The organism is Streptomyces sp. CC53 (assembly GCF_001865245.1).
Classification (GTDB): Bacteria; Actinomycetota; Actinomycetes; order Streptomycetales; family Streptomycetaceae; genus Streptomyces.
The window spans coordinates 15,716-27,420 of the sequence record NZ_MKXB01000237.1; the positions used below are offsets into that span (position 1 = coordinate 15,716).

Annotated in this window: 13 protein-coding genes; 7 read left to right on the top strand and 6 right to left on the bottom strand. The window is 73.0% G+C overall.

Going from position 1 to position 11,705, the window contains the following annotated elements; genetic code table 11:
* Positions 1-458 (bottom strand): hypothetical protein (locus BJP40_RS34785; RefSeq protein WP_177204519.1); only part of this gene is annotated, 458 nt, incomplete at its 3' end.
* Positions 459-581: 123 nt separating this feature from the next.
* Between BJP40_RS34785 and BJP40_RS36030 the strand changes: the two genes are divergently transcribed.
* From BJP40_RS36030 to BJP40_RS30875, 5 genes are all read left to right on the top strand, one after another.
* On the top strand, positions 582-779 hold the full coding sequence (locus BJP40_RS36030) for a replication-relaxation family protein (protein ID WP_226962829.1): 198 nt from the start codon (positions 582-584) through the stop codon (positions 777-779).
* A 466-nt stretch (positions 780-1,245) separates the two neighbouring features.
* The gene (locus BJP40_RS34790) at positions 1,246-1,485 is read left to right on the top strand and encodes a hypothetical protein (protein ID WP_177204517.1); all 240 of its coding nucleotides are present in this window, start codon (positions 1,246-1,248) and stop codon (positions 1,483-1,485) included.
* Between the two features lie 77 nt (positions 1,486-1,562).
* Complete coding sequence (locus BJP40_RS30865; RefSeq protein WP_079171601.1) at positions 1,563-2,597, top strand: ScbA/BarX family gamma-butyrolactone biosynthesis protein; 1,035 nt, start codon at positions 1,563-1,565, stop codon at positions 2,595-2,597.
* Between the two features lie 80 nt (positions 2,598-2,677).
* Positions 2,678-3,334 carry an HAD family phosphatase gene (locus BJP40_RS30870; protein WP_071284256.1) on the top strand — a complete coding sequence of 219 codons (657 nt, stop codon included), beginning with the start codon at positions 2,678-2,680 and terminating at the stop codon, positions 3,332-3,334.
* Positions 3,335-3,378: 44 nt separating this feature from the next.
* Positions 3,379-4,596 (top strand): cytochrome P450, encoded by a 1,218-nt coding sequence (locus BJP40_RS30875; protein ID WP_071284259.1) that lies wholly within the window; start codon positions 3,379-3,381, stop codon positions 4,594-4,596.
* A 65-nt stretch (positions 4,597-4,661) separates the two neighbouring features.
* On the opposite strand, the gene BJP40_RS30880 is transcribed toward BJP40_RS30875, so the two are convergent.
* Both BJP40_RS30880 and BJP40_RS30885 read right to left on the bottom strand, forming a co-directional pair.
* Positions 4,662-6,185 (bottom strand): FAD-dependent monooxygenase, encoded by a 1,524-nt coding sequence (locus BJP40_RS30880; RefSeq protein WP_071284262.1) that lies wholly within the window; start codon positions 6,183-6,185, stop codon positions 4,662-4,664.
* An 18-nt stretch (positions 6,186-6,203) separates the two neighbouring features.
* Complete coding sequence (locus BJP40_RS30885; RefSeq protein ID WP_071284265.1) at positions 6,204-7,805, bottom strand: MFS transporter; 1,602 nt, start codon at positions 7,803-7,805, stop codon at positions 6,204-6,206.
* Between the two features lie 155 nt (positions 7,806-7,960).
* On the opposite strand from BJP40_RS30885, the gene BJP40_RS30890 reads away from it, so the two are divergent.
* Together BJP40_RS30890 and BJP40_RS30895 are read left to right on the top strand one after the other, a co-directional pair.
* Positions 7,961-8,296, top strand: coding sequence for a helix-turn-helix transcriptional regulator (locus BJP40_RS30890; protein WP_071284267.1), 336 nt, complete (start codon positions 7,961-7,963; stop codon positions 8,294-8,296).
* Positions 8,297-8,637: 341 nt separating this feature from the next.
* A complete protein-coding gene (locus BJP40_RS30895) occupies positions 8,638-9,036 on the top strand; it encodes a NucA/NucB deoxyribonuclease domain-containing protein (RefSeq protein ID WP_071284269.1) in 399 nt (132 codons plus the stop codon).
* Between the two features lie 739 nt (positions 9,037-9,775).
* Here the strand turns inward: BJP40_RS30895 and BJP40_RS30900 are convergent.
* From BJP40_RS30900 to BJP40_RS30910, 3 genes are all read right to left on the bottom strand, one after another.
* Positions 9,776-9,958, bottom strand: a complete 183-nt coding sequence (locus BJP40_RS30900; protein ID WP_071284271.1) for a hypothetical protein — start codon at positions 9,956-9,958, stop codon at positions 9,776-9,778.
* A gap of 41 nt (positions 9,959-9,999) precedes the next feature.
* Entirely contained in the window at positions 10,000-10,497 is a 498-nt protein-coding gene (locus BJP40_RS30905; protein ID WP_143066060.1) for a cation:proton antiporter, read from the bottom strand.
* 219 nt (positions 10,498-10,716) lie between these two features.
* Positions 10,717-11,139 (bottom strand): helix-turn-helix domain-containing protein, encoded by a 423-nt coding sequence (locus BJP40_RS30910; RefSeq protein WP_143066061.1) that lies wholly within the window; start codon positions 11,137-11,139, stop codon positions 10,717-10,719.
* Positions 11,140-11,705 lie beyond the last annotated feature (566 nt).

Genomic DNA, 11,705 nt, shown 5'->3' on the forward strand with positions numbered 1-11,705 from the left:
AGCCCGGGACCGGCCTCGCACCACCTCCGCCGCAGCCGCGCCACCGTCTCCGGGCCGCGTACGATCACCGGCCCGGACCGCCACAGCCCCTCCAGCGAGGGGAACACCCCGGGGCCGACCTGCTCGGCGTCGACGTCGGCCCGCGGCCCCCACCAGACCAGCCCCTCCAGGAACTCGTCCAGTGCCGCCCGCGCCTCACCCCCCACGGTGCCCCGGACCTTCTCCCAGCCCTCCGCCGCCCAGAAGTGCGGCTTGTACGAGCCGAGCGTGCCCCGGAACTCGTACCGCCCCAGCCAGGACCGCTCCGCCGCGGCCGGCCACATCCATCCGTCGACGACGTCGCCGTCCGCGTCGGCGTCCCCGTACGCCGCCTCCTGCACCACCCGCAGCCGGTCCTGCGCGGGCACCCGCGCCAAGCGCGCCCAGTCCACGACCAGAACCGTGATGTCCATACCCATGCGGCGATGCTATGGATGAAAAACTCCTGCAGTTCGACCTCCTGTGATGCAAGTCCGCAGGTCAGCGCCCTACGGCGAAAGATCCGAAGAGTTTCCCATCACTAGGCCGCCTCCTGGAGGGTGATGTTCTTGTCGGCCGCCGCCCTTCCTCGCGTGCCGCGCTGCCTCTTCGAGCTCGACAACGGCACCACGCCCCAGGCCCGCCTTGCGCGTGAGGTCTGGGACTACGAGCGCTACGCCGGGCACCGAGTCCGGGAAGGCGCCCGCGGCACGATCGGTACGACGTACCCGTTCTGGCAGCGCCACCGCTACACCCGCTAGACCACCTTCCCGCAGCTGCATGTCGTCCTGGCCGGCAAGGAGGAGCATCTGCTGCACAACCGCTGAAAGGCGCTCGCCGACGCCGTGAAGGGCATCACCGTCGCGGTCTGGGTGAACACCCTGCCCCGGCTCCAGCGCGGCGCGCCCTGGTACGAGACCGGCGGCGACGACCCGGACCGGGCGCCGCCGACGCTACCCCAAACCCGCCGGCCGCAGACGGCGCGCGCGACGCCGGGCACGCCCCCGTCCACGAAGGGGCTGCCCGGCGTCCGGCCCGGCAGGCGCAACGAGGACAGAAGGACTCATGCCACTGCTGGGGACGAACGGGCCGACCCGACGGCGACAGCCCACCGCAGGCCCTACGCGAGACCGTAGGAGACGCAGCCGGGAAGAGACCGCGCTCCAAGATCCGCCGGGCGGGTTGCGGCCCGCCTGGTCCGAGCTCCAGCACACCCACCCCGACCCCGTGGGCCGTGTCGGGCCGCTCGCCGGCCCGGTCGGACTGCTGTCCTTCGCGGCGACCGGGCCGGGGCGTCCTGGCGTCTCGCTCTGCCGCCGTGCCGGCGTGTTCTTCGACGTGCTCCGCCACGGCACACCGCTACCCGTCACGAGCACCGAAGAAGGCCGCCACCTGACGATCCTGGGCTGGACGGGGGCATCGAGGCGCCCCTGGCGGTTGGCTGAAACCGTCGCCTGCCTGCTGTGATCATCACCAATGGACGAGAATGATCGAACCTTGGTACGGTCATTTTCGAACCTGACTACTCGAGGGGGAACCGAGGCATGTCAATTTCGGGAAACCACGGCCTGTCCTACGCGGCGACCGTCTCCCGGCAGCTCGTCCACCGCGCCGCTGTCTGCGAGGTGTTCCTGACCGATACGCGGCGGCGCTCCGACAACGATTTCCTGATCGCCGCGCAGCTCCCGCGTGTGCACAGCTACTACAGCGACCACCTGGCCACTCCGGCCGCCTACGACCCGCTCCTGCTGCTCGAAGTGTTCCGGCAGACCTCCATCCTGGTCGCCCACGAACACCTCGGCGTGCCGCTGGGCGCCAAGTTCAGCTTCAACACCGGTGAGTTCACCGTCCTCGACACGGCCGCCCTGGAGATCGGCCCGCTGCCCGGGCATGCCCTGCTCACCGCCTCCGTCACCGCCGACAAGCGCCGCGGCGACGAACGCGTCGGCGTGACACTGCAGATGCGGCTGGACGTCGACGACCGCGCGGCCGCCGTCATGACCATGGCCATCCAGTGGATGCCCGGCGAGGCCTGGGACCAGCTGCGCGCACGCGGCCGCGCCGGGCTCGACCTGGAGACCCCGCGCGCACTTGCGCACCCCGGCGGACACCGGCTGTCCCCGGCGGCCGTCGGGCGGCGCTCGCCGGCCAACGTGGTCCTCGCCGACGCCGCGTCCATCGGCCGCGGCATCGTCGCGCGGGTCGTCGTGGACCAGGCGCACCCGGCGCTCTTCGACCACCCGCTGGACCACATCCCGGGCGCGCTGTTCTTCGAGGCGTACCGGCAGACCGCCCTGCACGCCGCCCACGAACTCCTCGGGCTCTCGCCCGAGCGGCTGACGCTCACCCGGTGTGACGCCTCCTTCGCGCGGTTCGGCGAGTTCGAACTGCCCACCGTGTGCCGCGCCGACCTGGTCGACGACCCCGAGACCCCGGGCGCGGCGGTCTTCCGGATGGAAAGCCTCCAGGAGGAGACGGTGATCTCCACGGCGGAGATCGCCCTGCGGTGCACCAGCCCCATGGGGCGGATCCTCGTCCCCGCCGCGTCCGCGCCGGCAAAGGCCCCGGCCTGCGCGTAGCGGCCCCATCCCGGGCCGCGCACCGTCGCGCGCGGCCCACCCTTCCACCACCCCGTTCACCGCCCCAGGAGGGCGCCAGCATGCCCCTGCCCATGATCTGGTTCGACTTCGGCGGCGTACTCTCGCCCCCGCTCGACGACCTGTACGACGCCTACCACCGCAAGACGGGCATCCCGCCCGCGTACCTCCAGGCCGCCATGAAGGAGGTGGCCTCCGAGATGGGGGTGCCGACCCTGGCGCCCATCGAGACCGCCGCCCTCACCGAGGCGGAGTGGGGGAGCCGTCTGCGCCGCGTGCTGACGGCCCGGCACCCCGGACTCGACCTCGGCCGCGCCCGCCTGGAGACCTTCGGCGAGCAGTGGTTCGAGGGCGTCACGGCCAACCCCGTGATGGTGTGCGCCCTGCGGTACGCCCGCGACAACGGCTTCCGCGTCGGCATCCTGTCCAACAACGTCGTCGAGTGGGAGCCGTACTGGACGGCGATCGTCGCCCCGGCCGGCGAGGTCGACTGCCTCATCGACTCCTGCAGGGCCGGTGTCCGCAAGCCCGACCCGGCGATCTTCGACCTGGCGGCCAAGACGGCCGGCGCGGCGCCCGAGGACTGCGTCCTCGTCGACGACCTCGCCGAGAACTGCGCCGCCGCCCGCGGACAGGGCTGGCGCACCGTCCACTTCCGCGACAACCACCAGGCCCTGCACGACCTGCGGCAGCTCACGGGCCTGCCCAGCATCCTGTGACGCCCACGTCACCCGACTGCGACCACGAAACGGGGCTTCCCTCGATGGACCTCAGCACCTCCGCGACCACCGTCACCACGGTGTTCCCGCTCGCCGGCGTCCCCCGGCTCGACGCGCCGCCCGCCTACACGCCCCGGCCGGGCCGCTCCTCCGGCGGCCTGCCGCTGATCACCCTCCCCAGCGGCCACACCGCCGTGCACCTGACCCGGTACGCCGACGTCCACAAGGTGCTCGCCGACCCGACGTTCGCCCGCGCCGAGACCAACGTCGACGACGGGCCCAGCTTCCTGCCCACCACCATGCCGCCCGAGCTGCTGCTCAACCTCGACACCCCGGACCACGCGCGGATGCGCGGCTTCGTCACGGCCGACTACAGCTCCGCCGGCGTCGAGCGGCTGCGCCCCACGGCCGACGCCGTGATCGACGAGCTGTTCGCCGCGCTGCGCGCCGAGGACCGGCCGGATCTCTTCCGCACCGTCCTCGACCCGCTGCCCGTCACCGTCAACTGCCACTTCCTCGGCATCCCGGTCGAGGACATCGCGTACTTCCGGCCGTTCTCCCGCACCGTCCAGATCGCCTCCGGCGACGACGTGCCCACGCTCCTGGACCACTTCTGGAAGGTCTACGGCTACGTCACGGACCTCGTGACCGGCGCCCGCCCCACCCGGGCCGACGGCCTCGTCGCCCGCTTCGTCGCCGCCCGCGGCACGGTCGAACCTGCGCTCAGCGACAAGGAACTGGTGGGGCTGCTGCTCGGCTCGGTGCTCGGCGCGGACCAGAACATCCTCTCCGTCCTCACCAAGGCCGTGTACACCCTGCTGTGCGCTCCGCCGCTGTGGCGGCGCCTGGTGGACGACCCTGACGTCGCGCCACGGCTCGTCGAGGAACTGACCCGGGTCATCCCGCTCGGCACGATCTCCACCTTCCCGCGCGTCGCCACCCGCGACCTGGAACTCGCCGAAGGCGCCGTCCGCACCGGTGACATCGTCTACGCCGACGCCTTCGCCGCCAACCGGGACCCCGACGCCTTCCCGGACCCGGAGGTGATCGACCCCGACAGGAAGGGCAGGCGGCACCTCCAGTTCGGCTACGGCATGCACCACTGCATGGGTGCGGCGCTGTCCCGGCTGGAGATCACGACGCTGCTCACCCGGCTCGCCCGGGAGTTCCCCGGCCTGACCCTGGACGCCGACCCGGCCGCGCTGCCCTGGGACCACGGCACGCTGCTGCGCCGCCCCGTGGCGCTGCCGGTGCGCTGGTAGAGCGCCGGGCCGCGCGGGACGCCCCGGACCCCGGACAGGCCGGGTCCGGGGCGTCCCGCGTGCCCTCACCCGGCGGCGGGCAGCGGCGCCGGGCCACGGGGCTCGCCGAACCACTGGCGCAGCGCCCCGCGCAGGTCCTGCGGGGTGGCGCGCCTGCCCTGCAAGGGGGTCCACGCCACGTACCCGTCGGGGCGCAGCAGCAGCGCGTCCCACGGCAGCCGGTGCGCGCAGCGGACCCGCACGACGTCGACCGTCCGCGACCACGCGCCCGCCGTGCCGGCCAGGCGCGGGTCGGCGTCCGGGAACAGCAGCACCACCGGCCGTCCGGTGTGGAGCAGCGCGGCCACGCAGGTCTCCTCGCCTTCCGCCTCCAGCGCCAGGTTCGGCAGGAAGCGCCCCTGCCAGGGCGATCCGGGCGCGGCGCGGTAGGCGGTCTCCTGCGCGCTGATCATGTCGCCCAGGTGGGCGCTGACCTGGTCGAGCCCGAGGAGTTCGGTGAACAGAGCGCGCAGCGGCGCCATGTCGTCGCCCGGCCGCATCAGCGCGAGCTGGGCCCGGGTGTTGTCGACGACGCGGCGGCCCGCCGGCCGGCGCTCGTCGTGGTAGGTGTCGAGCAGGCCCTTGCCCGCCTCGCCGCGCACCACCAGGGCCAGCTTCCAGGCCAGGTTGAAGGCGTCCTGCAGGCCGAGGTTGAGGCCCTGCCCGCCGACCGGGAAGTGGACGTGCGCGGCGTCGCCGGCCAGCAGGACGCGGCCGTCGCGGTAGCGGCGGGCGAGCCGGGCGAAGTCGCTGAACCGGCTCGTGAACACCGCGTCGTCCATGGGGATGTCGTGCCCGGCGATCCGGCTCGCCGTGGACCGCAGCTCGTCGAGGGTGACGGGAGCGTGCCGGTCGGGGTGGGGGCCGTCGAAGTCGAAGGTGATGACCCGGCTGTGCCCGAACGGGTTGACGTTGACGACGGTCCACCCGCGGGGCGTGAGGTTCCAGCCGGGCGGCGTGCCCGCCGGGTCGAGCAGCCGGACCTGCCCCAGCAGGGCCGCCACCCGGGGCGGGTGCTCGTCGGACGCGATGCCCGCCAGGGCGCGTACGGCGCTGCGGGCGCCGTCCGCGCCGACGGCGTAGTCGGCCGTGACGGTCGCGTGCCTGCCGTCGCCGAGCCGCGCGGTGACCTCCACCCGGTCGGGGTCCTGGGCCAGTCCCACGACCTCGTGGCCCCGGCGGATCTCGACGCCCAGCTCGCGGGCCCGCCGCTCGAAGTCGCGTTCCAGGTCGGCCTGGGAGCGCCCGGCGATCGGCCGGCCCTCGACCGCCGGGGCGCTGATGGTGAGGCCGGGCAGCCCGGCGAAGTGGAAGGGCGTGGTGGCCGCCCGGTCCGGGGCACCGCCGCGTCCGGTGGGCAGGAGACCGCGCCGGGCCAGGGACTGCACGGTCCGCGCGTGCAGGGTCCCGGCCTTCGGCTGGTCGACGGTGCGGGTGTGGCGCTCCAGGACGACGGTGCGGACACCGCGCAGGCCCAGTTCGGCGGCGAGCAGCATGCCGACAGGACCGCCGCCGACGACCGCGACACCGTAGTGCTGTGTCGGGGACATGAGAGGGTCCTCTTCCCCCTAGGCCCGCGTGGCCGCGCGGCCGCCGCGCCGCCACAGGGCGACCACGACGAGGAACAGCACCAGGCAGACGGCGGCCAGGACGTACAGGAGGGTGTCGAAGGCGGAGTCGTAGGCGCCGGTGAGGAAGTCGGCGAAGCCCTCCCGCCGGTCGGCGGCGACGCGTTCGGCCGCGGCGGCGAGGTCGCCGCCCGCCACCTGGTTGGCGATCCGCGTGGGCTCGCCGGCGCCCGGGAAGCCGTCGATGCCGGTGCCGATCTTCGTGGCCAGCGTGGTGGCCAGCAGCGAGCCGTACACGGCGACGGCGACGGCCTCGCTGCCCAGGCGCAGCGTGTTGAGGAACCCGGCCGCCATGCCGGCCTTCTCGGGGGCGACGTTCTCCAGGGCCTGGCCGTCCACGAGGCCGGCGGACAGGCCCATGCCGGCGCCGGTGACCAGCATCGGCAGGGCGACGACGGCGAGGGCGACGTCCGGGCTGAACAGGGTGAGCGCGATGTCGCCGACGACCAGGCACGCCAGGCTCGCGTACAGCAGGCCCAGCGCGGGAACGCCCCGGGCGACCAGCCTGGCTGCGAGCATCGGGCAGACGAACACCGGCAAGGTGAGCAGCACCATGACCACACCGGCGCCGCCGCTGGTGTAGCCGCCCACGGCCGTCAGGTACGTCGGCAGGTACGTCAGCATCGTCACGAACCCGAAGGACGCGGCGACCGGCACCAGGCACAGCGCGAGGAACCGGGTGTTGGCGAGCACGCTCAGGTCCAGCATGGGATGGGCGCGGCGCTTCTCGACCGCGGCGAAGACGGCGAGGACGACGACCGTCCCGGCGAACAGGCCGAGCACTCCCGCGCTGCCCCAGCCCCACTGCGAGCCCTGCACGATGCCGGTGGTCAGCAGCAGCATGGCGACGACGAACAGCGCGCTGCCGGCCACGTCGATGCGGGCGCCGGTGCGGCGCTGCTCCGTCACGAAGCGGGCGATGGCGGGCACGGCGAGCAGCACCAGGCCGAGGGCGACGGCGTGCAGGGCGAAGACCCAGCGCCAGCCGAGGGTCTGTACGAGCGCGCCGGAGACGGACGGGCCGACCGCGACGCCGATGCCCGCGACCGTGCCGAAGAGCGCGAAGGCCTTGGCGCGGGCCGGGCCGGTGAAGACGGTCGACAGGATCGCGCTGCCGCACGAGAAGATCGCCGCGCCGCCGAGGCCGGCCAGGCCGCGGGCCGCGTCGAGGAGCAGCACGTTCCCGGCGAGGGCGCTGCCGAGCGAGGCGACGGCGTAGATGGCGGCGCCGGCGGCGAAGGCCCGTACGCGGCCGATGATGTCGGCGACCGAGCCCCAGGCGAGGGTGAAGCAGGCGAACGCCACGTTGAAGGCGTTGACGACCCACTGGAGCGGGACGAGGCCCGCCTGGGTGTCGGCGCCGATGCCGGGGAGGGCGACGGCGGTGCCGGAGATAGAGGTGGGAACGACGAAGACGGCGAGCAGGACGGCGGCGAGCGTGAGCGTCTGCCGGGGGCCGGCCGGCGGGGGAGCGGGGGCGGCAGCGGCTGCCGGGGCGTCGGGCGGGGACGCGGTCCCGGCGGGCTCGGTCTGTGTGGACATGCGTGGGCACTCCGATGAAGGTTCGGCTTTGATCGAACCTAAAGGTGGCACGGGGCGTAGGTATGATGCAAGTAGAACCTCCCTTGCGAACTCACCCGCCCCGCCCCTGAGCACGCCGTACGCCGGGTACGCCCCCTGATAGAGGAGCCGCCGCCATGCCCGACGCAGAGGGACACCCCTCACTCGAGGAGATGCACCTGCGTTCCGTGATGAACGCCCTCTCGGACCCGCTGCGCTACGAGGTCGTCTCGGTCCTCGCCCACGCGGCCGACGGTGCCGAGCGGCACTGCTCGTCGTTCGGCCTGCCCATCTCCAAATCGACGCGCAGCCACCACTTCCGCATCCTGCGCGAGGCCGGGCTGATCCGCCAGGTCGACCGGGGCAACAGCCGAATGGCGCAACTCCGCGCGGACGACCTGGAAACACGCTTCCCGGGCCTCCTCGACCTGATCAGGAAGAACCCGCCCCAGACCCCGCCCGGCACATCCTGACCCCCCAACAGGCAACCCGGCAGCGCGTGACCGCGCAACCGGGCCGGTGGTTCCCGAGGCAACCCTCCAGCGGCCGTGTGCGGCAGGGCGGTCACCTCGCAAAGCCCACAGCTGCGACGGGGGACAGGGCCAGTGCCCCGCACCGGCCGGCCAGGTCCGACCCCGGGTGAACCTCCGAGGTTCTTCACCGCGCTGGACATGACCACCACCGTCAACTCACCCACCGTGGACCCCTACGTGGAAGTGGCAGCTTCCGGTCCACCTTCCGCTTCGACTACGCCGGTCCGATCGCCGGCAAGTACAAGGGCGCTGTCCTCACAGGTTCCAGGGTCGAACTCGCCATGAGCCGGAAGGACCCCGCCGTCAACGAAAGCGCCCTGCACATCTACGACGCCCTCAAGCGTCCCGAACGGACCTTCCCCTCCTTCCTCGGCAAGTCCGTACCCGGCCAGACGGAACCCCTGCACCGCCTCGCCGACACCGACAAGAGCGACAAGCAGCGAGCCAACTCCATCAAGGAGTGCAAGAAGATCCGGGGCGACTACGCCGGCACGCGCCTGCAGTGCGAGGAGTATCCCTTCGCCCGTACCTACGAAGGCTCCCTGAAGGGAAACAACCGCTTCTCCGTCCGCCTGATCGAAGGCACGCACAACGAGGCCGGTGGCCGAATGCTCAACAGCATGTACATCACCAGCCGCACACTCGACGGCGACCCCTTCCACGTGAAGACCACCCCATAACCCAAGGAGCCCTGCCCCCCTGCTGCCCGTCGCCGAGTACAGCGTCACCGCACGCCCGGACCGAAACATCGTCGAGGTCTACGACGCAGACGCCATCCTGGGCGACGAAGCGGCCCTGGCCGCCTCCAGGCAGCAGGTGGTAGCCGGCAACGGCTACCACCTGCTGCCTCCACACTCTTCAGCCCGACATCCGCGCCCGGATCACCATCCGCCTCTGGGACACCCCGCCGCCCGCCGCCCGCCGCCCGCCGCCCGCCGCCCGCCGGTGCCGAGGGCCACACACCCCTCACCATCGACCCGGGGACCGGCATCCTCGTCGTCAACCAGTTGACCTTCGGCCCCGCCGGAGAGATGACCCTGCCCCAGCCCGGCGTCTACGGGGGGCCGCCTGGCGGACCGGCCGCCAAGCCGCCGCCGACGACTACTACAGCCTCCTTCTTCAGAGGATCGACGCTGACTGGAGCCCAGAACGTGTCACGCAAGCATGGGCTGACTGCCCCACCCCCGAGCACCACATCCTCGACCTCGGCCACATGAGGCCGTCACAAGACGATGAGGAGTAGGTGGCTCGGTCCTCGAGATGTACGGGCCGCTACAGAGGAGGGTCCTGGCGCTGGCCGCGACGGAACTCGCCGAGCAGGAGGAGTGGCGGCGCAGACTACGAGGACTATGACCCATTCGGGAGGCGCGGCACGACTACGGTCCGGTGGGCGGGCCGAACCAGCCGATCACGACCCGTTCAGCCCCGGGTGAACGACGTGCCGGCCAGGGAGACGGCCACCGGCACGAACCGGGCCACGCTGAGCACCAGGACCGCGAAGGCGGCGGCCTGGAACGGCACCCCGTCGCCGAACGCCTCCGTGCTGAGCGCGCCGAAGGCGTACCAGGCCGCGAGGGGCATCAGATGGCTCGCGTCCTCCACAGCTCCAGGGTGCCGTCGCCCGCTACGGAGGGAACGTTCGCCTACCAGAGACCGGCGACGAACGCCGCGACGAAGCCGTTGCCTCCCAGGAGCACGGAGGCCGCGTACGTCAGAACGGCAGCGCCAGGCCCGCGAAGCGCAGGCCGGCGGGCTCCGCCCCCGGTCTCCATGGACCAGCGAACCAGACGGGAGGCAAGGTACCCGAGGACGGTGCCGACGATCACGGCGTACACCGCGCCCTTGAGCGCGCTGAGGACGAGGTCGGCGAAGGAGTCGCCCTCGGCGGAGACGATGTTGGCGGTGCAGAACACGAAGAGCGGGCAGATCAGGCCGTCGTTGAAGCCGCCCTCGATGTTCAGCGAGGCGCGCACCCGCAGGGGAACGCGCCGGTCGCGCAGGAACACGAGGACGGGGACGAGGTCCATGGGCATGACCACAAGAGCCGCCACCGCCGGCAGCCACCAGCCCGTACCGGGGAAGACCAGGGCTGCGGCCAGAACGACGAGCCAGCCCGTAGGAGACGACGGTCTGACGACCAACGCCCCGCCCACCCGGACATGTACGCGGTCTCCTTCGACGAGATCGCCACCCAGCTCGACATCTCCAAGACGGCAGCCGGCGACCGCCGCCAGTCCGCCGACGAACTCATCCGCTCCGGCTACCGCGGCTGACCCGCCAGGGACACCGTCAGCCGCGGTAGGGCGAACGGCCGAGGCCCTCGCCCGGCTGCGGGATCGCAGGCCGCACCGGGTCCGGCATCAGCGCCTGCTGAAGGTCACCGATGTGCTCCGCCCGGGCATCGGGCTGCGATCCCGCAGCCGGATCGCCGCGCTCTCCGCGAGCGCCTGGCCGTGGCGGGCCGCGGCGAGCTCCAGGGCGTGCTGATGCCGTACCCGCCCGAGCTCGGCACGCAGCTCGGCGACCGATCCGCCCACCAGGCCACCCGGGCCGTCCCCAGATGACGCCGACCCAGGGGGCGACGACTGGTCAGGCGGGGAGGAGGCGTTCAGGATGAAGCCGGCGGCGAGGAGCGCCTCGACCGGGATCAGCCGGCCCCGCTGCGGGTTCTCCACCGACCCCGGCAACAGCCCGGCTTCACGGCGCCGACGGATCGTGGAACGGCTTACCCCGCACGCGGCGGCAGCCTCACGCTGGTTCGGCATCGGACGAGTCGTGCTCATCCCTCCATCGTCCCGGCAACGCCCGGCCCCGTTAACGCAGCCCTGGCCCGTGCGTCCCCCCTTGCCGTTGAGCGGGACTTCCCCAATTGGGGAAGTCCCGCGATCTTCGGCGGCAGCAGCTCGGGGGTCAGCGTGAGGCGACACCCCTGGACTCCAGGCCGAGCCCGCGTCGGTTGCCTCGTGATGCAGCGCCGGGCCGGGCGGCGAGGGCCGCGGCCACCGCTTGGGCCGCCTGCGGGGTGAGGCCGGCGCTCACCTGGCCGCAGGTAAGGACCCGCGCGTACGCGCCCGTGCCGTGTGTGCGCAGAGCGTCGGCGAGCACGGCGGCCGCGGTCTCCGCCGGCCCGGCCCCCCCAGCCGCCCCCGCGGTGCGGCGCACCCCAGTCCCGCGTCCACGCGGTTCCGGCGCACAGGGTGCGGGCCGCGCCTGCGCGACCCGCACCCTCCGGCCCGTCGGCCTCAGCGCCCCCGCCGCTCCCGCACCACCGCGGCCAGCGCCCCGCGGTGGTGCAGCAGCAGCCGTCCCGCGACGAGGGCGGGCAGCAGCATCAGCATCCACAGGGCCG